The organism is Povalibacter uvarum, from assembly GCF_014202975.1.
Taxonomy (GTDB): domain Bacteria; phylum Pseudomonadota; class Gammaproteobacteria; order Steroidobacterales; family Steroidobacteraceae; genus Steroidobacter; species Steroidobacter uvarum.
In genome coordinates this window covers 941,458-963,584 of record NZ_JACHHZ010000001.1, presented here as the reverse complement: position 1 = coordinate 963,584, position 22,127 = coordinate 941,458, and the positions used below count along the sequence as shown (strand labels likewise).

The following is a 22,127-nucleotide window of genomic DNA, read 5'->3' as shown; positions in this document are numbered from 1 at the left end:
CGCGCCTCAGCGCTGAATTACACGCAAGCCGAGTTCGTCTGGCGGGCAATCCGGCGCCAGCACGTACTCCTGCGTGAACCCATCCGTACCGATCGTCCATTCATAGAGATTCCGCAACAGGCTGCCTTCGGGTGGGAGAATCGACAGTTGCAGCGTCGAGCGACTGATCATGTTGTTCCACAAATGAATGCATGCGGCCCGGCGAATCATCTCAGCTGCCGTCGCCGTCCGCCTCGGATCGAACACGATCCAGAACTGCTTGTAGTGAATGGGATAGAAAACGTGCTTCGGAAAAACGGCTTCACCCAGATCGAAGCGCAGGGCGAGTTCCGATAGCAGCCTCGGCCCAGTGTCGCCCCATTCCACATCGTCGCCACGCCGCGCGCACTCCTCGTAGGCGAGGCGCAGGACCTCGTGCCCTGCCGGGAACCGCATGATCGCGCAGTTGAGCCCCTGGGCATCCTCCTGAGCCAGGACGATGCCAGCGTCCGGCAGCGCGTCAGTGAGACAGAACATGTCGAGATCGCTCCACCAGCCGCCGGACTCATGGAGCAGCTTGTAGCGAAACATGTTCGCAAAGAGGGCGACGCTGCCTTTACCCGGCCCGCGTGAGTAACGAATGATGCTGCTTTGGGGGAGGACTTGCGCGGCGTCGCGCAGCACGCACTGCCCGGGCACATTAGCGACGGACCCATAGCAGTACAGATGAAAGCCGTAGCCCTTGACGAGGAAGGACTGAACGCAAGCTCGCGCCAGCGGCGACAAGGCGTCGCCGATCCACAGGCCGTTGATGACAGTCATGCCGCCCGACCGGGCTTGCTGCCGCGTGCATCACTGCTGATGCACGCGACCTTGCAAACGATACGAGCCGGAACGCGGCCCACCATCACTCGAACTGGTATGCGAAATCTCCGTTCGCGACGCTGACAGCGACCTTCTTCGCCGCCGTGCCTTCCATCATGCGCGTCAGGAATTCCTGGCTGATCCGCGGCAGCATCGTGTTCGTGAGGATCGCATCGATCATGCGGCCGCCGCTCTCGAGCTCCGTGCACCGGCTCGCGACGAGCTTGAGCACCTCGTCCGTGTACGTGAACGGGATCTTGTGATTGTGCGCGATGCGCTTCTGGATGCGGCCGAGCTGCAGGCGAATGATCTCATGCAGCATCACATCCGACAGCGGGAAGAACGGAATCGTGACGATACGGCCGAGCAGCGCCGCCGGAAACACTTTCAGAAGATCAGGACGCAGCGCCTTCGCGATCGCATCGGGTTCCGGCACCAGCTCGGGATCCTTGCACATGTTCATGATGAGCTCGGAACCGACGTTGGTCGTCAGCAGGATGAGCGTGTTCTTGAAATCGATCATCCGCCCTTCGCCGTCCTCCATGACGCCCTTGTCGAAGACCTGGAAGAAGATCTCGTGGACGTCCGGATGGGCCTTCTCGACCTCGTCGAGCAGCACGACGCTGTACGGTTTGCGACGCACGGCTTCAGTGAGCACGCCGCCTTCGCCATAACCCACGTATCCCGGAGGCGCGCCCTTCAGCGTGGAGACGGTGTGCGCTTCCTGGAACTCGCTCATGTTGATGGTGACGACGTTCTGTTCGCCGCCGTAGAGCGCTTCCGCCAGGGCCAGTGCGGTTTCGGTCTTGCCGACGCCCGACGTGCCAGCGAGCATGAACACGCCGATCGGCTTGTTCGGGTTATCGAGGCTCGCCCGTGAGGTCTGAATGCGCTTGGCGATCATGTCGTGCGCGTGGCGCTGACCTATGACGCGCTGACTCAGGATCTCGCCGAGGCGCATGACCGTATCGATCTCGTTGCGGGCCATGCGGCCCACCGGAATGCCGGTCCAGTCCGCGACGACCGATCCGACCGCCTGATAGTCGACGCTCGGAAGGATCAGAGGACGCTCACCCTGCACTTCGGAAAGCTGCTTCTGTAGATCGTTGAGCTTCGCGAGCGCATCGGTGCGCTCCGCATCCGAGAGTGCGGGAGCTACGGCCGCTTCGGCTGCAGCTTCGAGTTTGCTGCCCGTGCCTTCGACCTTCGAAGCATCGCCGCGCAGGCGTGACCGGATTTCGAGAATCTGGTCGACGAGATCCTTTTCCTTCTTCCACGCCGCCTCGAGCTTCTCGAGGTTCGCTTTCTCCGCGGTCAGCTTGCCGCTCGCTTCCTTCTCACGCGCCTCGACGTTCACACCGACGGACTTCTCGCGGCCGATGATGCTGAGCTCAGTTTCGAGTGCGACGATGCGCTTGCGGCTATCGTCCACTTCGGCCGGCACTGCGTGCTGACTGACTGCCACGCGTGCACATGCGGTGTCGAGCAGGCTCACCGACTTGTCCGGGAGCTGTCGTGCGGGGATGTAGCGATGCGAAAGCTTGACTGCTGCCTCGAGCGCCTCATCCAGAACCTGGACGCGATGGTGTTTCTCCATCGTCGAGGCGACGCCGCGCATCATGAGAATCGCCTTCTCTTCGCTCGGCTCGTCCACCTGCACGACCTGGAAACGCCGGGTCAGAGCGGGATCCTTCTCGATGTACTTCTTGTATTCGGCCCACGTCGTGGCGCCGATGGTGCGCAGATTGCCGCGAGCCAGTGCGGGCTTCAGCAGGTTTGCCGCATCGCCAGTGCCCGCTGCGCCGCCTGCGCCTACGAGTGTGTGTGCCTCGTCGATGAACAGGATGATGGGCTTCGGCGAGGCCTGAACTTCCTCGATGACCTGACGCAGGCGGTTCTCGAACTCGCCCTTCATGCTGGCGCCGGCCTGCAGCAGACCAACGTCGAGCGTGCGCAAAGCAACGTCCTTCAACGGAGGCGGAACGTCGCCCTGAACGATTCGTTGTGCGAAGCCTTCGACGACCGCCGTCTTGCCGACGCCGGCTTCACCGGTGAGGATTGGATTGTTCTGGCGGCGACGCATCAGGATGTCGACGACCTGCCGGATCTCGTTGTCGCGCCCGACGATCGGGTCCAGCTTGCCTGAGCGCGCCTGCTCGGTGAGATCGATCGTGAATTGTTTGAGGGCTTCCTGCTTGCCGAGCTGGGCAGAAGGCACCGCGCCGCTCACTTCGCCCGGAGCGGCACCGCCACCCATTGCGAACCCATCGCTCGCCGTCTGAGCATCCTCCGGTGATCCGCCCACGACCTGGGCGAAGTTGTCGCTGAGATGCTCGAGCTTGATCTTGTCGAACTCAGCAGAGACCTGGCTGAGCGCATGACGCAGATGGCGTGTGTTGAGAATGCCGACGATGAGATAGCCGGTGCGCACCTGCGCTTCGCCGAACATGAGCGTCGCGTAGACCCAGCCGCGCTCGACTGCCTCTTCGACATTCGACGACAGGTCGACCATGTTCGCGCCGCGAGGCAACTTCTCGAGTGCGTCGGTGATGCCCTCGGCGATCCGCGACGGATTGCAGGCGTACTGCTTCAGGATCCGATGCAGATCGGAATCCTGAAGCTGCAGGATCTGATGGATCCAGTGCGTGAGCTCCACGCTGGGATTGCCGCGCAACTTGCAGAACACTGTTGCGCTATCGATGGCCTTGTATGCGACCTTGTTCAACTTTCCGAACAAGGCTCCACGACTGATTTCCGCCATTTTTCGCTCCCGATTGCTTTGATTCCGTGATGACGGGTCCCATCCGAACCAGTCACCATCCGCTATCCGCTATCTACTTCTCAATGCGGCTGTTCCGATACGTCGATGATCACTTCGTCGAGATCCGCGCCGTCATGCTCCGGCGCCATCCACGTCGTCCAGCCCAGGTGCCCGAACTGCCCGAGCTTCGCCCCGGGAACATGCGCCCGACGAACGATGAACTGCAGATCCCACGCATACTCGAAACCCAGGTAGTTCATGACTGCCGCGCGCAGCCGGTTCAGGCTCGGGCTGCCCGGTAGGTACTGCAGCAGGTCGCCGAGCTCGATCGGTCCGATCACGAGCCGAATCTTGTGCTGCACGCTCCACACACGGGCGCCGAGGACGCTCTGCCCGAGCATGCCCGTCTGCGGATCGCCCAGTCGCATCTGTTCAGGCCCCACGACCGAAAGCCATTCGCCGACGCATTCTTCGATGCTCACGTCAAGATTGAGGTATTCGGAAAGCAGCGACTCGAGTCCGGTCTTGGTCTTTGCTCCCGCCGCGAGCGAACCGGCGAAATAGAGCTTCGCTCGGTCTGGCCATGCATCGGCATTGCGCAGCGCCGGGCTCGCAAAACCCGCGAGTGACGCCACATAGGTCGCAAACTGGTCCGTATCGGGACGATCGAAGTGCACCGTCGGCCGCACGTTGGCCCACGCCCGATAAAACAGCTCGAGCATGCGGTGATGAAACACATCAGAGAACGCAGCAACGGTGTTGTCGCGCGAATTCGTGATGCGGTCGTGGATGTATTCGGTGAGATGCAGCGGCAGCGGACCGTTCGGTCCGTAGAGACCGAAGAAATAGCCCAGCACCTTGAGCCGGTTGCCGTGCGTCGTCTCGACGCTCGCGAGCATCGATGGAGGGAAATCGAGCGAAGGCTGCTGGCCCAGTCGAACGGGTTCGTCCGTGGGGCGCGTCGCCGTACCGAGACGTGGCATATCGCGCCACGCGCATTCGACGCGCCGCATCGCTTCGAAGAAGTCGAAGGCGTACGGTCGCTCCTGCAGCGCCGACAGGTCGCTCAGAGGATTTGACGCTGGCCCTGTCTCGCTGGCCATCTCATCACCTCGCCGCGATTGAGCGTCTTGAGCGTCAGACGCGTGAAACTGTTCAGCGCCACGTGCCGGCGCAGGAACTCATCCAGCACGGCACCGAGCACGAACGGGCCCTGCCCCTGAAACGCTGCATCCTCACAAGTCAGCTGGATATCGAGTCCTCGCACATAGGAGACCGGTCCGCCGGCCGGCAAGCGACCTGTCGTCGGCCGCGCATGGATCTCACGGACACCGTCGATCTGCCGCTGAACAGCAACGTCGTGCGGATCGCTGTACAGCAACAGCATCTCTCGCAGCGCCGTTGCGCCTTCCTTCGAAGCCGACTCGAGCAACGACAGGTAATTCAGTGACAAGTGACTGAGCACGCGCCACGCGTACTCACCATAGACAGTCGATTCGCGCGGCTTGGTCGGGCCCGCAATGCAACGGATCGAAGTCAACGGCGCACCGATATCGACAGTAAAGTCCGTCTGGCCTTTGCCGATCGGCATGTGCAGGGGCAGATCGCGATTCGTACACACGACCTCTAGGCCCAGCTGCCGCAAGTTGCTCGCATACGGCGCCTGATCGGCATCGACGAGGGAAATGAACACCTCGCTGCCGATGTAGCTCGACCGTGGCCCTTGTGCCCGCTGCTTCGACGAAAGGGCTCGCGGCTCGCGACGTATCGTGAAGAACGCTTTCTGGCGCCCGTGCCACGTTGCTTCGGTGCTCGAGTAGAACGGCTCGAAGAAGACTTCGGGCTCGGTTCCCGATCCATACCCTTCCGCGCGCACGACATCGTAGATCTCGAAGTCCACGGGCCGCGTGCGGTCCGCGACGATCTGATACTCGTGCTGCACGCCATCCAGATGGATGCGGTCGGCGCGTTTGTCGACGAGATTGATGATCGGCGTACAGAAGAGCCTGAAGTTGTCGCCTGAAACCGCCGCCTCGAGCCAGGCGAGCGCGCGATTCAGCAGGATGACGACTTCGAACTCATTGCCGGGCAACGCGCGAACCGCGGTGCCGAGCCCGTTGAGCGTGAAGAACAGGAACCGCTCCGGGAACGCGAAGTACTCGTGCAGCAATCGATAGCCCTGGAACGATCGCCGGCCGTAGGGAATCAGTGCTTCGGTATCCTCGAAGCCGCATCGCTCGAGCTTCGTTCGGTCCCGCGAGTGAATGCCGGTGCGGCTGTTGGGCGCGCGAACCGCGAAGCCCTGGTTGTTCGCGAAGATCGCTTCATACAGCGTGCCCGGCAGTTCGTCGGCACCGCTGATATGCAGCGTCAGGTTGTCGAGCGCCAGCGCAGACAGCGGTACACCAGCCGTTGCGCGGAACGTCAGGCGCAAACCGGCACGAACGCCCTCGGGTGGCGTGATGCCGATCGCGGCCAGACCCGCCGTCGAACTGAAGTACTTCGCCTCCTTCACCTCGAGCGGCCACAAATTCAGATCGTGCGCCGTGCGGTAGTCACAAGGAGTCCGGTCGTCCTTGCCGATGATCGACCGCATCGCCGTACCGCGCGGAATCTTGTAACCGAGCGCGAGGCCTGCTTCCTTGAGGTCGGGCTGGAATTGCGCGATTGCCATCGAAGGCGTCGGCGCAAGATAGTGCGGATAGATGATCTGGAGCAGGTGCTGTGTGAAGGTCGGAAACTCGGCATCGACTTTCAATTGCACGCGCGCCGCGAGATACGCAAAGCCTTCGAGCAAGCGCTCGACGTACGGATCGGCGCACTCGAAGCCTTCGAGCCCGAGGCGGCCTGCGATCTTCGGATACTCACGCGCGAACTCGGCGCCCATCTCGCGGACGTGCTGGAGCTCCCGGTTGTAGTAACGAAGGATCTTCGGGTCCATGGCTAGCGCGTCGATTCGGCGACCGTCACCGCTCCGGTTTCCAGATCGAGTTCGGTCTTGAGATAGAGACTGAGCGGCACGGGCTGCGCCCAGAGCTGCCCTTCGATGATGAACAGCATCGCGTGGCGCGTCATCTGTTCGGGCTCGATACGCACCGTCACCTTGAGCGTGTCGGGCAGGATTCGCGGTTCGAAATTGAGCACCGACTGCCGTACGGCTCGCTCCAGCGCCATCGTATTGCGGCCGACAGCCGACGTGCCAGCGAGGTCGGGGATGCCGTAATTGATGGTCGAGCTGGCGACTTCGGAGTAGTCGCTCAGATCCTGGCTCGCGTGCAGATGGACGGTATTGAGAAGCCACGCCACGTCCCGAAGGACACTCTGGCGCAACTGCGAAAGCCCGAGAACGCGCTTGTCGCGCCCCTCTTCCTTCGCATCGGGCGCATCGTCCGTCAGCCGGTCGAGCAGCGACGGTTGCAGTCGTTCTTGAGGAAGGAGCTCAGCCACCAGCCGCTTCTGCGTTGAAGACGATCTCGCGGACTTCGAGCAGCGGATACTCGCCCGCGTCCGTTGCGAACATGCGCTGGCCGAGTCCGAAGTACGTGTCCGCTGGATGCGCCGTCCAGTCGGTGCGGCGCGAAAGCTTCACGATGTCGTCGCCGGACTCACTGCCCACGTAGCGCGTGGGGATGAGCGCCGGCACCTGTCCCTGGTTGGTCCAGGTCACGATGGTCTGCAGCCAGACCGTGTCCTGCAGATCCGCCGGCGGCTCCATGCGCAGTGATTTGATCTTGCTGAACGGCACCCAGAAGTATTTGCCGTCGACGATGACTTCGAGACAGGGGCCGATGCGCGAGTCGGCGTCGGCGATCCACTCGAACTTCTCGCCGTTGATCGTGCCCGGCGTCGTCGGCGCGCCTTCGAGCGCCTGTCCACGCAATTCCGCAGCCTTTTCGTAGTGCCCTTCCGCCGAGAGTCGCAGCGCTTCGAGCAGCAGTGCGATCCAGCCTTCGGGTTCACCCATCAGCAGCGGCGTCGTGCCGCCTGCGAATACCCTCGCCCGCAACTGCTCAGCCTGAAGGGCCTGTCGACCGATCTGGGCGAGGATCAACGTGCTGGGATCGAGGTCCGAAGCCACCTTGAGCTGGGTGGCTGCCCGCTCCCATTGACCGAGAACGGCCAGGAGCTGGTAGAGAAAAATACGGCTCTTGAAGTCGCCAGGGTTGCCGCGAACCCGCTGCTGCAGGTCCTGCAGTGCCTGCGAAAGATTACCGGCACGGACGCTTTCTTCAGGCGACATAAGGAGGTGTCATTCAGTAATGCGCCCCTCAGTGCATTTAGCACTGAAGGGCGCAGGTGGATGGGCTTACGAAAAACGGGATCAGTCGTTCTTCGCGATGTCGTACTTGATTTCGATGGCGCCGCCCTTCTTGGCACCCTTGTTGTCCTGCGGCTGGTAGGAAACTTCGAAGGCCGCGAAATTCATCGTGACGTTCTCGGTCTGCTGATCTTCACCGCCGCTGCCGCCACCCGACACGGACGTGATGATGATGTCCTTCAGCTTGATGACCAGGTACGGCAGCGGATCGCCACCGGCCTTGCGCATCGTGAGGGTCGCTTCGGGATAGTGCGTGCCTTTGCAGCAGGCGAGCATCAGGGACGGGGAAGAAGCGTCGAGGAAGTGAGTGAAGCTCAGGTCCTGAACGTTCACTTTGCCGGCGCCGCCACCAGTGCCGTGATGCGTCGTACCGCTCTGCGACATGCCCCAGCTCCATGCGAGGACCTGGATCTGGTCTTCGAAACCCTTGACCTGGGATTCACCCTTCAGTGCGCCCAGCTTGAGAAATGTATCAATTGCCATTGTCTGTTTGCTCCCTTCGTCGGCTAGCCGTTGAACTTGTTACCACCTGACGCTTTGTTGAAGCGTGGGCGCAGATTAGAGGACCGAATCGAACGTAGTTGTGAAACTGATCGCCCTTTTTCTGTGTCGGATTATTTTCCACCCGACAACCTGGAAACGAGGCGCAGCGACACAGTCAGACCTTCGAGCTGGTAGTGCGGACGCAGGCGGAACACCGCTGAGTAATAGCCGGGCTTCCCTTCCACTTCCTTCACTTCGACTTCGGCGCCAGCCAGCGGCTTGCGCGCCTTGATGTCTTCCGAGGAGTTCTGAGGATCGCCGTCGACATAATTCAGGATCCAGTTCGACAGCCACTTCTCCATGTCGGCGCGTTCCTTGAACGAACCGATCTTGTCGCGAACGATGCACTTGAGGTAGTGAGCGAAGCGCGAGCAAGCGAACATGTACGGCAGACGCGCCGCGAGCGCTGCGTTGGCCGTGGCTTCCGCCGACTCGAATTCCGCGGGCTTCTGCAGCGACTGCGCGCCGATGAAGACTGCCTCATCCGAGTTCTTCCGATGCAGCAGCGGCATCATGCCGTTCTTCGCGAGCTCCGCTTCGCGACGATCCGTGATCGAGATTTCGGTCGGGCACTTCATGTCGACGCCGCCGTCGTCCGACGGGAACGTGTGCGTCGGCAGGCCGGCGACCGTGCCGCCCGACTCCACGCCGCGGATACGAGTGCACCAGCCGTACATGGCAAACGACTTGTTGATGTTGGTCGCCATGGCGTAAGCAGCGTTCGACCAGGTGTACTTCGACGAATCAGCCGCCGATGTATCTTCCTCGAACGCGAACTCTTCGACCGGCTCCGTCTTCGCGCCATAAGGCAGACGCGACAGGAAGCGCGGCATCGTGAGCCCGATGTAGCGCGAATCGTCGGAATCACGCAGCGAACGCCATGCAGCGTACTCGCCCGTCGAGAAGATCTTGCTGAGATCGCGGGGATTCGACAGTTCCTGCCAGGAGTCGAAGCCCATGAGCGTCGGAGCGGCCGCCGTGATGAACGGCGCATGCGCCGCCGAAGCGATCTGGCCCATGCCGCGCAGGAGCTCGACGTCCTGTGGCGAATGATCGAAGTAGTAGTCACCGACCAGACAGCCGAACGGATCGCCGCCGATGGTGCCGTACTCTTCTTCGTAGACCTTCTTGAAGATCGGGCTCTGGTCCCACGACGTGCCCGGGTAGCGCTTGAGCGTCTTGCCGAGCTCTTTCTTGGACACGTTGAAGATCTTGATCTTCAGCGTCTCGCTCGACTCGGTGTTGAACACGAGATGCTTGAGGCCGCGCCAGGTGCCTTCCATCTGCTGGAAGTCCGCGTGGTGCATGATCGCGTTGATCTGGTCCGTCAGCTTCTTGTCGATCTCGGCGATGATCGCGTTGATCGAGTTGACGGCGTCGTCGGCGATCAGGTCCTTGTCCTGGAGGACGTGCTCGGCAAGCGTCTTGACTGCCGATTCGACCTGTTCGCGCGCGCGATCGGTTTTGGGGCGGAATTCTTTCGTCAGCAGCGACTGGAAATCGCCCGCTTCGACGGTGCCGGTTTGTTGCTGTCCGGCGCTCTTGGCTTCGGCCATCGTGAAACTCCTCGAAAAATGTTAGATCAAGCGCCGCGTCATTCAGCGGGCTTCGGAGCCGAAGCGAGGGACTGCAGCAGTGCCGGATCCTGGAGCGCCTTGGTGATCAGCTTCTCGGCGCCGGCCTTGCCGTCCATGTACGTGACGAGGTTCGACAGCTGCGTGCGCGCTTCGAGCAGCTTCGCGAGCGGCTCGACCTTCTTCGCGATCGCCGCCGGCGAGAAGTCGTCCATGCTCTCGAACGTCACGTCGACGGCGAGCTGGCCTTCGCCCGTGAGCTTGTTCGGAACAGCGAACGTGACCCGAGGCTTCATGGCCTTCAGGCGGCTGTCGAAATTGTCCATGTCGATCTCGAGCGCCTTGCGCTGCTCGATCTCGGGCAGCTCCTCGGCCGACTTGCCGGAAAGATCCGCCAGCACTCCCATCACGAATGGGATCTGCTTCTTCTGCATCGCGCCGTTGGTCTCGAGGTCGTACTCGATCTGCACCCGCGGTGCGCGGTTACGCGCGATGAACTTCTGACCGCTTTCTTTAGCCACGCGAATCTCCCGGATTACCCCAGTGGGGAGTAAAAAATTTGTTGCATGAAAGTGCACCACGAATATCGGTGATGCCCCTTCCGGACCGCCCCGCCTGCGCCGCGGGTACTCTACGCTTCACTAATCCCTTTTCTCAAGCCCGCCAATGAGTTCCGCTTCAGACACGCCATTCGGCGTGAGGTCCCGGAGGATGTCCATGAAGTCCTTGTTCACCAGCCGCTTCGCCCGCTGCAGCAAAAGCGGGACCGGGCTGGAGGGCTCCACCCTGGCATAGTAGTCGCAGATTTTGTCGATGGTCGTTATGACGTCTGACCGATTGCGGATCGTCCCGCTGATCGGTTGAGATGCCTGAGTCTGTCCGCCTTCGCCAGCCTCCGCGCCGCCTTCGCCGGCAGCCTCCGCGTCCCCTGCGCCAACTCCTCGCTTGGCCAGCTGTGCATCCAGAAGACCCTTCATCTCGCGCAGATCGGCCGCGAGCGGCTTCAGGTCGTCGGGAATCCCGTCGGCTTTGTCCAGCAGCACATGCTGGATCCCGTTCAGATGATCGCTTGCGCTGTTGATCAGTCCCGCCGTCGCCGTCAGTGCCTCCGTCGGAATGTCGCTGAAGGCCCCTTCGATGCGCGCCAGCTCCTGCGCGGGGTCGACGCCCTCGGCAGCATCCACGTTCAACGTGCCTGTGGCTATCCGGTACGCCCGCAACGAGTGTTTGCCGAATTGGCGCGACTCGACGAGCGGCGCCAGGCGAAGCGTCGCCAGCGCGTCGTCGCTGACCAGCGCTGCGATGAGCGAATTCACCCGGAACGTCGGATCGTTGTCATCTTCCGCGTCGAGCAACGGGAACAGCGTGTCCCAGTAGCGCTCGAGCATGTTACGCATGAGTCCCAGGCCGGCATCGAGCCCGGCTAGGCCAGAAGTCTTGAGCAGTGCGATGTGCAGGATGCCTGCGGCGCGCAGGTCTTTCGTCGAGCCGAAGATTTCCTCCGCGGCTTCACGCACCTTGCCCCACGGCGGGTCCTGGGCGGGCCGGACCTTGTCGCCGATGACTTGTTCGGGTTTGCCGCGCGCGAGCTCTTGCAGCGCGAGAAACGGCGCTTCGTACTCCATGTCGGTGCCGCACGGAGCGCTGTCCGAGACCGGCTTCAACAGCGTGTCAAGATCGAGGACTGCCATTTTCGTTTGCTGCTCTTTTCGGCGCCTGCGGGAAACGAGTCGCGCGTTGTAGCTGATGTTCGTGAGGTCGGACCGTTACACAGGTCACAACGACCGCCACAGGGAGCCCACGCGTTGCGCGCATCGTACGCCGATACAGATTATGACGCGACAAACCGCGGCAAACCGGCTCAACCGGCGACGACATCGACCACGACCGCAGTGATGTTGTCGCGAGACCCGCCTTGGGCTGCGGCATCGAGCAGGCGCTCGGCAGTGGCTTGCGCGTCCATTCCGGCGCCAAGAATTTCCTGCAGCTGCTGATGACTCAGCGGACCGTGCAGTCCATCGCTGCACAGGAGAAAGCGATCTCCGGGATGCAGGTGACCCGCCCGGTGATCCAGCAACAACGTGTCGTGGCCGCCCAGGGCCCGCGTCAGTTCCCCGCCGCTCGGCGCTGGGTTGAGCTCATCGAAATCTTCCGGGGCTCCGGCGCCCACGGAATGGTCCCGCGTAACGCCCCGCAAAGTACCGTCACGAAGCAGATACGCCCGGCTGTCGCCCGCCCAGAGGACACCCCATTCCTGCTGACGCATGCATAGCACCACGATGGTGCTGCCGCTTCGGTCGGACGGCGATGTGCTCAAAGCCGATCGCACCAGGTCGTCGTTGGCGCGGCTAAGAGCGACTCGCGACGCCTGAAGTGCAGCACTGACAGTCGCAGTCGGCTCGAGCGACGCAAGCACATCAACGGCCAGCTGGCTCGCGTACTCGCCGCGGCTATGCCCGCCCATGCCATCGGCGACCGCCCAGAGTCCTTCTTCGGGTCGTTCCAGGAAGCGGTCCTGGTTCATCTTGCGCACGGGCCCGGTATCCGTAATGCCCGCCGAGGCAATCGAGTACTGGAACTCTGCCTTCGGCTGCAGCACGAGGTCACCGGCGTCGCCGGACCAGCCGCCCGCCTCCCAGTTGCCGTCGAGCATCGCAGTGAATCGAGCCGGCTCCGGTAGCGATTTCACGAGCAGGCAGCTCGCCGCGACATCCTCGGATCCATCGGTCCACCACAACGACATCGGCTGCAGATGGCGGCCGACGAGTTCCATCAACGGATCGATCAGCGACGCGGCGACCCGATCCACGGAGATCATCGGCACGCGCCAATGCGAAGCCGCGGCAGGAAAGGCATCGCCCAGGCTCATCGCAAAATACTGCTCCACGTTCGCCAGCGACTCCCCGCTGGCCTGGATCGCCTCGTCGAACTGGTCGACCTCGAACTCCTCGGATTGCAGTGCGTGCAACGCCAGCGCCTCGACCGTCTTGAGCCATTCACGGCCATGAATCACGACGGCCATCGGCGGCAGGTCGGCGGGAAGCTCGGCAAACACCGTCAGCGGAAAATAGCGACCTACGCGATCGACACTCGGCAACACGATACCGGCGTAGCTTGACGCGCTGATGACGCCGCCACCGAGGAAGAACCGCCACACCGGGCTCGTGAGATAGATGTCGAGCCATCCCTGCCCGAGCTGCTGGCGACTCTGCGCCATGCACTCCTGCAGCCACGGATCCCAGATGTTGATGAACTCTTCGGGCGCACGGCGCTGCAGGAAGTCTCCATGACTGGGCAGCTTGCCGAACCAGGCAATACGGGACATATGGAAGTGACTAGCGGATGGCGGATAGGGGGAATAGCGTGCCGGCAGGTTCTGTCTGTTCATGGCTCTATTCACCATCCGCTATCCGCTATTGCCTTCTTCTGATCAGCCCTGGCAGTTGAAGCCGTGGAGGACGTCGCGTGCGAACGGGTTGCGGGACGAGTTCGCTTGCACGATGAGGCGGATGGTCTTGCCGTTCAGCGTATAGGTCGCGAGGAAGCGCGTTTCCGTTTGTGCTTCGAATTGCGCCTTGCCGAGCAGCCGGTAGAGCGCCCAGGGGCCCTGCTCCACGATGTTTGGGCGACCGCCGCCCTTCTCTTCGAGCGTGATTGCTGCCTGGCCCGGCGAAGGTCCTGGCCACACCATTGCGATCGCGCGCTGCGGACCGTGTCGATACTCGAGTGTCTGGCCGTCGACTTCGAACGTCATGCGTGTTGCGCCGGCGTCGAGAGAGTCCGGCGTCACGGTGAAACGCACTTCCGGCATTCCACCCGCTGCTGGGAAGTACGTGAGGCCAATGCGTGAGGCTCGCTGGAACTGCGCCGGCACGCTTGCGCCGCCACCGATGGAGGCCGCTTCCGGCTTCCAACGCCAGACCGGGCGATTGGTGTCGACGAAACTCTGCATCGTGCCCTTGAAGAAGTTGTCGAACGTACCGCTCGGGGCGAAGAGGCGGCCGAAGTCGGCCAGCGGCAGATCGACTGCGCTGCCCTGCGCCAGCGGATATTTCCCTGCACCCAGCTCCTGACACTCAGCGACGACTTGCTGCCGATAGCGCGCTGAGAAATCGCTGCCGATGGTCGCTGTCGCCACCGAAGCGCCCTTCCCCGTTGCCCGCGAGACCAGCCCGTCGACCGGACCGGGCAGCGTCTTCGCATGCGTTTCGAGATCTTTGATCGCCATCGACAGGCGGCTAGCCGTTTCCAGCGGCGGCGGACCGCCGAGGGCATTCACTTCCGCCAGCACACCCTGGATCGAGGCGAACTTCTGCAGCGTCAGATCGATCGGCGCCGGCGAGCCAGTGACCAGCTTGTGAATCGATTCGAAATGCTTCGTCGTGCGCGTGCCGGGAGGTGCCGCAGCCGCGCCCTGCTGCGGACTGCCGAACACCTTGCCCAGCGTGCTGGTGAGAGCCGACTTGGCTTTGTCCGCCGCATCGGGCTTCTGCTGCGGCTCGATGAGCATCGTGTTGGCGGTCACGACTTCGAGCAGGCGACGCAGCGGCGACGTCGGTGCACCGAGCAATCCCCATAGCTGAGCCGCGTCCTGCGTGCTCGTCGTGCTCCGTAGCGTGAGGTCCTTCATCAACGTATCCCACGTGCTGATGTAGTCGTCCTCGTAGAGCTTCATGAACTGCGACATGAGCTGCGGCGAGCGAGCGGCATCCGCGATGTCGCCGCCGAACACCCAGTTGTCGGCAACGAAGCCGCGGACGAGCTCGAGCTGACCGGTGAGACTGATCTGCTTGAACGCCGCCTTCGTGTAGAGGCCCGGCATCGGTTCGGACAGGCTTCGTCCGCTCTTGCGGACGAAGACGGTGTCGCCGCCGAGACCGATCTCCCGGCCGAGGTCGATCGAGTCGGCCGTATCGTCGGCGTACGTCAGTTTCAGCCGGCTGTACATGAGCACGGGCAGCGAAGCCTGCTTCAGCGAATTGCGTGCACGCTCCACGATTTCATCGTCGAGTTTCACGGGCTGGATGCGATCTTCGTCGGCAATCAAAGCGTCGAAATGCTTCGTCACGCGTTCGAGCGTCGCCGGATCGCTGCCGAACTCGCGCTGCCACTCGAAGCGGCTGATGAATCCCAGCTGGTCGCGATCGAGATGATCCGGCATCCCGAGCATCAGATAGGCCTTCAGATACTCGTAGAGCTTGTCTGGTTCTCCCGCGAATCCCGCGAGACGATTGCGGAAATGATCGGCGACGCCCGGCAACATGCTCGCGTTGAGTTCGCGAACGTACGCGTCGTGCGCGGCGTTCGACACGGAGCGACCCTGATACAGGCCCCAGCGCATGCTGAGCGGCACATCCTGCTGATACTGATCCGCGACCTGGATGACCTTGTCCAGCATGTCCAGCCGGTCGAGACCCGCGGTGAACGGACTCATCGGTGGTGGCGGCGGAACCGCCTTCAACTCGTCCGTGACCTTCGCCACATCGGCGAGGTACGCGCGATTGCGCTGGTAGCTGATCGAGAACACGACGAGGCCGATCACGATTGCGAGCACGACACCGATGTAGATCGCGCCGTTCGTCAGCGCCTGGCGCATTTCCATGGCGCGGTTGACGCCGGCGAGTCCGGATTCCTTGAACAGGATTTCCTTCAGCAGCCGCTGGATGAAGTACGCACGCCCCTGCCCCGACTGGACGACAGCGCCGCGGACATTGAGCCCGAAAGCGCGCGCCAGCGTGCCGAGCATGCGATCGACGGGCGTGCCTTCCTGCGTGCCGCTCGTGAAATAGACGCCGCGCAACTGGATCTTCTGCTGGCCGCTCGATGCGAACGCATCCGTCGCGAAATCGTTGAGGGAACGGCGCAACGCCGCGAACTGGCGGGGGAACGAGAAGATCAGCGCACGACGGCGCACATCGCGCTCGCTCTCGAGACGCAGCATCAATCGCGAGTTGAGGCGCTCCGCGAGCAGGTCGAACTCGCTGGCGATTTTCGCAGCGGCGTCGCCGGAGCGGGACAGGTCGATCGGGAACGTCATGCCCCAGACCTGTGCCCGCCCTTCCTGGTTCAGGTCGTCGAAGAACTCGGTGAAGCCGGCAATCAGGTCGAGCTTCGTGAGGAAGAAGTACAGCGGCAGGCTGATCTTCAGTTCGCGGTTCAATTCCTCGAGACGGCGACGCACCGCCTCGACGTGACGACGACGATCGCTCTCGTTCATCGACAACAAGTCGGACGCGCTGATGGCGACGATCACGCCGTTGATCGGGCGACGTCCGCGATGCTTGCGAAGCAGGTTCAGGAACTCGATCCAGCCGGACTGGTCGGCTTCACTGTCCGAATCCTGCGTCGTGTAGCGGCCGGCGGTGTCCAGGAGAATCGCTTCGTCGGTGAACCACCAGTCGCAGTTGCGGGTGCCGCCCACACCGCGCAGCGCTTCCTTGCCGAACTTCTTCGACAGCGGAAAGTTGAGGCCCGAGTTGGCAATGACAGTGGTCTTGCCGGCGCCCGGCGGACCGATGATCACGTACCACGGCAGCTCGTACAGGCTGACGGACTTGCCTTTCGATTCGCGCAGCGCCGCGAGCGCTTCGTCGAATCTCGCACGCAGTTGCGCGGCATCCTGGGCGCCCTTGCCCTGCTTCTCCGCGCCCGCTGTCATGTCCTTCGCGAGCTGGTTCGTGGCGCGTTTCGCTTTGATCTGCTTCAACACCGTCCAGAGCACGATGAGCAGCACGAGCACGCCGATGGCGACCAGCCGCTCAGTGACAGTGTCGAACGGCCGCAGGGTACCGAACGCGAGATACGGACCGCCGTACCAGATCACCAGCGACAGCAGGATGATCGCCAGCGTCAGCAGGAACCAGCGCTTGGTGAAAATGCCGAAGATCGCTTTCATTGCGCCGCACCTTCATCGACGCTGACGATTTCCACGCGCCGGTTGCGCGCGCGGTTCTCAGCGGTGCTTGCTGGCTCGTAGCGCGGCTGCGTCGATCCGACTCCCACCCACTCCACACGCCCGAAATTGTTGATGGACTGCTTCAGCAGGTTCGCGACAGCGACCGCGCGCTCGCGCGACAGCTCGAAGTTGTCGGCGAACTGCAGCGAGCGCACCGGCTGGTCGTCTGTATGACCGACGATGACCACCTTGCCCGGCACCTGGTTCAAGCCGTTCGCGATCGCCGCGATCGTCTCGTTGTACTGGGGATTGAGTTGCGCGCTGCCCGAGCGGAACAGGTTGCTCGAGATCAACGTGACGACGGTCTTGTCCCCGAAGTCCTCGACCGTCAGCTGACCGGCCGCTTCCTGTGGGGCCAGCAGCTGTTTCAGCCTGTTCGCACGACTCACCGGGGCGGTGTATTCGACCTGCACGCTCGGCTGCGACAGCGCCGCCATCACGGGCTCAGCTGCGCTATTCAATCGGGCGACATAGATGACGAAGGCAATCACGAGAACCGCGAGACCGACGCAGGCAACGATCCACCAGGGGATGTAGCGGAAGATCGGGTTGCGCTTGTCTTCGACGCCGCGCCAATGGATGGAGAGCTCTTCGTCCTTGATCTGCCGCGCGTCGCGGACGATCTTGCCGATGCGATGCTGCAGCTCAGCGAGTCGCGCCGCGCCGCGATCATCGATGCGATACATGCCTTCGTAGCCGAGCGCGAGACACACGTACTGCAATTCGATCAGGTCGATGTAGCGGCCGGGCTGCGCACACAGCCGATCGAGGATCTGGAAGAACTTCTCGCCGCCCGACTTTTCCTTGTGGAACATCACCAGCAGCGACTGTCCCGACCAGTCGCTCTGCGCACCCCACGGCGTGTTGAGCACAGCTGAGTCGAAGAAAGTACAGATCACGTAGCGTGCGACGAGCGCATCCTCAGGGACAACACCCGCGGCTCTCAGCCGGTCGTCGAACTGACGCACGTCCTGCATTGCCTGGCTGCGAAGCGCGTTGATATCCGCGTTCGCGACGGTCGATTGCATTCGCGAAGCGACTGCAATGAGCGGACCCGCCGCCTGCAGGATCGGATTGCGTCCGCCCGATATGAAATCGGACACAGCGAGATTGCCACCACTGGGCGGCGGCGCGAACTCCTGGCGCGGCGCCGGCGCCCGGGGCGCATCAACTCCTGGTGCCGCCGGACGGCGGGGACCACCGGGTCGCGGCCGCATGACCGTGCCGTCGGCGGGTGCAAAAGGATCGTCGAAGTCGTTGGCCACGAAGTTTTCTCGAGAAACGGTTGCAGTTGGCGGCGGGCGTTGAATTGCAGATGGCGGCCTCGGATCTGCCTATCCGCTATCCGCTATCCGCTAACCGCTTCCTCTGATCGCCCACATCTCCATCGCCAGCCCCGGAAACGAGTCTGGAATGTGCAAGGCAATGCCGCCGCCTGCTTTCAACTCGCGGAAGAGCGCGCTGCCCCGGTCGAGCTCGAAGTAGGTGAACCCGGCGTGGAATGGAATCTGTCGCGGCGCCACAGCCAATGCTTGCAGCGGAATACCGGGAATGTGCTCGTTCACCAGCTTCGCGATCTTCTCGACCGACGCCAGCGTCACTTGCGCGGGGAAATCGCGACGGATCGATTCAGCCGCGACATCGGCACGCGCCGCGAGAATGAACGCCGCGTCGTCGAACAAGCTCCGATCCGCGACGACACCCACGGAGATGTTGAAGCGCTTCTTCTCGAGGGGAATCTGGACAGCGTTCTGCTTGAGCACCACCGCGAAGCACGCACGCAGCGCCGCCATCAGCGGTTCGTAACAGGCGCGCAGGTTCGTGTGCTGGTACTGCGGAAGCTTCGGCGGCCGCCGCGCTTCGGTCGTGAGCGTCGACAGATCACCGACGATCTCGAGACAGAGCCGGTACAGATCTTCGGGATGCACGAGGCCGCCTTGCGCGAGATGCGTGACGACGGGCTCGTAGCGATTGACGGCCTGCAGCATGAGGAAGTCCGCGATTTCCGCTGAACCGCTGCGGCCGCTGGCTACAGCGCGGGCGGCGAGCGCTTCACCGCGCTGATGCAGGAGTCCCTGCACTTCCGTCATGAACGTCGACAGGATCGATGCCTGCTTCGCGTTGGCGACCGTGGGAATGAATCGATCGTCGAGGACGACCATGCGATCAGCGCGGCATTCGATGATGTGCGCCACCGGAATGACGGCGTAATCCTCGTGCGGCTCGTCGGCGAGCAGCAGCTTCGCTCGCAGGCATGCCACTTCCAGTGAGTGCTGGCCACCCGAGTCGCCGGCGATGTCCTTCGCGTCGAAGTCTCTCGTGCGATACCGGACTACACCGTCGACGACATCGCGCCGGTCGGATTCGCGTGCACCTTCCTTGCGCACGGGGATGGCGAGCGACACGACTTTGTCGCGGATCTGGGCGTTCAGCTCGATGGGCGAAGGCAACGAATCGTCATCCGGCATCGAGAACGGCGTGCCGTCCGGGAAGATGCCGCTGGCGCGCTTGAGGCCCAGCTTGCCGATCGCGAGCAGATCGCGCTCGATCTGGATCTCGGTCAGGCCCCACGAATTGCTGCGAAGGCTCGCGGTGCGGCCCTCGATGAAGCGCTCCAGGTAGCGATCATGCTGCTGGAAGTGCTGCGGCCGCAGGAACAGGCCTTCCGACCAGACGACTTTGTTGTTGGATGACATGAGGAAGTGAGCCCATCAGTCGCCGACTGCGATGCCGACCTTGTCTTTCCCGATCTCGAACGTGACCCGGTCTTTCTTCACCAGGTCGAGCAACGTCTTGTTCGGTGCCTGCGCCACGACTCGCCACTGGGCGTTGCGATAGTCGGCGTATTCCGCCATCACTCCCAGCACGCGCGCGTCGGGCGATATCTTGAGCTCGAACTCCTTCGACTCAGAGGGTGTGAGATCGAACTCGAGGCGCTGCACGAGGGCCGGACCGAGCGTCTCCTGCTCCTTGTCGACCAACGCCCAGAAATCGGACCCCATGAAGGCGCCGTCCTCCTTGAGCTGGAAGATGCGCACATGCACCGGCGACGCGCGCCCTTCACGGTCGGGATTCACATCGGCCGACGCGGTGATCGTCGCCTTCGCCGCTGCCGGCTTCGGCGGCGCCGAACCACACCCGGCGGCCAGCATCGCAGCGGCGGCAACCACAACCCAGGACTTCCAACCCCATTTCATTTGGCGCTCTCCGCGTCTTGATTCTTGACCGTGAAACCCGCTGCTACTTGTTGCTGCTCATTGGCCGCCGGACGTGCGCGACGCCGCTTTCAGACGATCCATCTGCTCTTCATAGGCCTGAGCGAAATATTCGCCGAAGAGCCGCTTGAAGCTTTCATCGGGATCGTTGGCGATGCTCTGGAACTGCTCCACGTACTGATCACGAAACTTCCCGCCCTTGCCGCCCAGATTCAGCAGGCCGCCGCGCTTCGACTGCCTCTCGACTTCCTCGTCGATCTTCTCCGGATCGAACTGCTCGATCATCGAGTTGTACGCGGTGCGAATGCCCGAAAGCACTGCAATCTGGTGATTGCGGATGTCCGTCAGCGCTTCCTGGAACGCGCGGACCGTGGGCAAGTAGCCACGATTGCGCTCGACGAGCAGCGTGTGCAGCGCGGCTTCGACATTCGGCGAGAACTTCAGCGGATTGTTTTCAGTCGGCTGCATGCGTGTCATCGACATGCGCAGCTGCGACTTGATCTCCGCTCGCGACTGCAGGACTTCCATCAGGCCCTGCACGACGATGCGGACGACCTGGCCGAGTTCGCGCGCCATCTCAGGCGACATCTGCGATGCAGGCACGCCGGCAGCGCGCAGCAACTCTTCGAGATCGACGCTGCCCTGACCCGCCGCGGCGGGTTCCATTGGGGCGCGAACCGGAGGCGGCGCGACTGCTGGCGCAATTGGCAACGCCTCTTCGACGGGACGTCTCACGGTATGTGACACCGGCGGCGGTGCAGCTGGTGTCGGAATGCGGGGCTTCTGACCGAGGTGGGCAGTCTTCTGGGTCTCGGCAGCGTCCTGAACGAACTGCGCGATCGGCGGCAGCTTCTCAGTGGCCGAACCTGCAGTCTCGATGCGAGTGCGCCCCTTGTCCCAGGTATCTGGAATGGAATCGTCAGTGCGCTTCGGTTCGGATACGGGCGCCGGCGCTGCTGCTGTTCGTTGAGCAGTAGGTGGCGCCGGTCGGCGAACAGGTGGCGGGGGCGGCGGCGCTGCCGGCTGCTGCCCCATCTGGGTGAACCCGGACGAGTTCTCCCACGAATCAGGAATCCTGCCGCCGCCACCCGCGGCCTTCGGTGTGGGCGATGGCGGAGGCGCTGCCACAGGCGTCGGCGCGCTGAAACTGTCTTCGAGAACGGAACGCTGGCTCAGGTTGACCGGCGCAACGACGGGCTGTTTCGGTGCGGATCCACCGAGCAACGCCAGCGGGTCGAGATTCGAGTCCGCTTCGGCCGTGCCGTCGTTGATATTCAGGTCGAGAGAGCCGCCGCCGGCACTCCACGAATGAGGAACCGCGGCCGATGCGGATCCGGCGCCTGCGCCAGGCGAGAACGGGTCGTCGGGGATCAGGCCGGCAGCCGCACTGCCGCCCGACATGGTCACCTTGATCTCGTACTGGTCGAGAAAGAAGCGATCGCCGTTGCGCAGCAGGTTCGGCTCGTTGTTCGGGATCGTCTGTTCGGGATCGTTGATGGCGAGCGGATTTCGACCTAGGCCTTCGATGTAGAAGGCGCCGTTGACGTAGCGCACGCGGGCATGGATGCGCGAGATGTACTGGTCGTTGATGACCCAATCGCTCTCTTTGGAGCGCCCGATCTGTGCCCCTTCCGGACCCACGACCTTGCGGCGATTGCTTCCCAGCAGGTCGCCGTTCGGACTGATGACTTCGAGTGTGAGCTGCATCGGAAGTGGGTGGATTTATCGCAGAAAAACAATCGCCTGCAATGAGTTGGAAGACATCTCGTGACTGTACCGTTCCCTTCTCGTCCATCGCAACGGCCGATCGGACAGACCGGGCATGATAGACCAGAGTGTCGCGTGATTGGGCCGCGACCTAAGCGGCAGGTCACAAATCGAGAAACCACCGACTTAGGACTTCCGTGCATGCGCCATG

16 protein-coding genes are annotated in these 22,127 nt (G+C 62.7%); all 16 read right to left on the bottom strand.

Annotated elements, in window-relative coordinates:
- Positions 1 to 6 precede the first annotated feature (6 nt).
- Positions 7 to 801, bottom strand: a complete 795-nt coding sequence (locus HNQ60_RS04160; RefSeq protein ID WP_184329736.1) for a hypothetical protein — start codon at positions 799 to 801, stop codon at positions 7 to 9.
- 85 nt (positions 802 to 886) lie between these two features.
- The gene (gene tssH / locus HNQ60_RS04155) at positions 887 to 3,604 is read right to left on the bottom strand and encodes a type VI secretion system ATPase TssH (protein ID WP_184329735.1); all 2,718 of its coding nucleotides are present in this window, start codon (positions 3,602 to 3,604) and stop codon (positions 887 to 889) included.
- A gap of 80 nt (positions 3,605 to 3,684) precedes the next feature.
- A complete protein-coding gene (gene tssG, locus HNQ60_RS04150) occupies positions 3,685 to 4,707 on the bottom strand; it encodes a type VI secretion system baseplate subunit TssG (RefSeq protein WP_184329734.1) in 1,023 nt (340 codons plus the stop codon).
- On the bottom strand, positions 4,671 to 6,545 hold the full coding sequence (gene tssF, locus HNQ60_RS04145) for a type VI secretion system baseplate subunit TssF (RefSeq protein WP_184329733.1): 1,875 nt from the start codon (positions 6,543 to 6,545) through the stop codon (positions 4,671 to 4,673). Before tssF ends, tssG begins: the two co-directional genes overlap by 37 nt.
- Positions 6,546 to 6,547: 2 nt before the next feature.
- The gene (gene tssE, locus HNQ60_RS04140) at positions 6,548 to 7,051 is read right to left on the bottom strand and encodes a type VI secretion system baseplate subunit TssE (protein ID WP_184329732.1); all 504 of its coding nucleotides are present in this window, start codon (positions 7,049 to 7,051) and stop codon (positions 6,548 to 6,550) included.
- On the bottom strand, positions 7,044 to 7,844 hold the full coding sequence (locus HNQ60_RS04135; RefSeq protein WP_184329731.1) for a type VI secretion system accessory protein TagJ: 801 nt from the start codon (positions 7,842 to 7,844) through the stop codon (positions 7,044 to 7,046). Before HNQ60_RS04135 ends, tssE begins: the two co-directional genes overlap by 8 nt.
- 81 nt (positions 7,845 to 7,925) lie before the next feature.
- Positions 7,926 to 8,405, bottom strand: a complete 480-nt coding sequence (locus HNQ60_RS04130) for an Hcp family type VI secretion system effector (protein WP_184329730.1) — start codon at positions 8,403 to 8,405, stop codon at positions 7,926 to 7,928.
- Positions 8,406 to 8,536: 131 nt separating this feature from the next.
- Complete coding sequence (tssC, locus tag HNQ60_RS04125; protein ID WP_184329729.1) at positions 8,537 to 10,021, bottom strand: type VI secretion system contractile sheath large subunit; 1,485 nt, start codon at positions 10,019 to 10,021, stop codon at positions 8,537 to 8,539.
- Positions 10,022 to 10,059: 38 nt separating this feature from the next.
- On the bottom strand, positions 10,060 to 10,560 hold the full coding sequence (gene tssB, locus HNQ60_RS04120; protein ID WP_184329728.1) for a type VI secretion system contractile sheath small subunit: 501 nt from the start codon (positions 10,558 to 10,560) through the stop codon (positions 10,060 to 10,062).
- A 120-nt stretch (positions 10,561 to 10,680) separates the two neighbouring features.
- Positions 10,681 to 11,730, bottom strand: coding sequence for a type VI secretion system protein TssA (gene tssA, locus HNQ60_RS04115; protein WP_184329727.1), 1,050 nt, complete (start codon positions 11,728 to 11,730; stop codon positions 10,681 to 10,683).
- 170 nt (positions 11,731 to 11,900) lie between these two features.
- Entirely contained in the window at positions 11,901 to 13,427 is a 1,527-nt protein-coding gene (gene tagF / locus HNQ60_RS04110) for a type VI secretion system-associated protein TagF (protein WP_184329726.1), read from the bottom strand.
- A 42-nt stretch (positions 13,428 to 13,469) separates the two neighbouring features.
- The gene (gene tssM / locus HNQ60_RS04105; RefSeq protein ID WP_184329725.1) at positions 13,470 to 16,934 is read right to left on the bottom strand and encodes a type VI secretion system membrane subunit TssM; all 3,465 of its coding nucleotides are present in this window, start codon (positions 16,932 to 16,934) and stop codon (positions 13,470 to 13,472) included.
- Positions 16,931 to 18,259: a type IVB secretion system protein IcmH/DotU gene (gene icmH / locus HNQ60_RS04100; protein WP_184329724.1), complete on the bottom strand. Its 1,329-nt coding sequence runs from the start codon at positions 18,257 to 18,259 to the stop codon at positions 16,931 to 16,933. Before icmH ends, tssM begins: the two co-directional genes overlap by 4 nt.
- 90 nt (positions 18,260 to 18,349) lie before the next feature.
- Positions 18,350 to 19,690, bottom strand: coding sequence for a type VI secretion system baseplate subunit TssK (tssK, locus tag HNQ60_RS04095; RefSeq protein WP_184329723.1), 1,341 nt, complete (start codon positions 19,688 to 19,690; stop codon positions 18,350 to 18,352).
- Between the two features lie 15 nt (positions 19,691 to 19,705).
- On the bottom strand, positions 19,706 to 20,191 hold the full coding sequence (tssJ, locus tag HNQ60_RS04090) for a type VI secretion system lipoprotein TssJ (protein ID WP_184329722.1): 486 nt from the start codon (positions 20,189 to 20,191) through the stop codon (positions 19,706 to 19,708).
- A 57-nt stretch (positions 20,192 to 20,248) separates the two neighbouring features.
- Positions 20,249 to 21,916, bottom strand: a complete 1,668-nt coding sequence (gene tagH, locus HNQ60_RS04085; RefSeq protein WP_184329721.1) for a type VI secretion system-associated FHA domain protein TagH — start codon at positions 21,914 to 21,916, stop codon at positions 20,249 to 20,251.
- Positions 21,917 to 22,127: the final 211 nt, after the last annotated feature.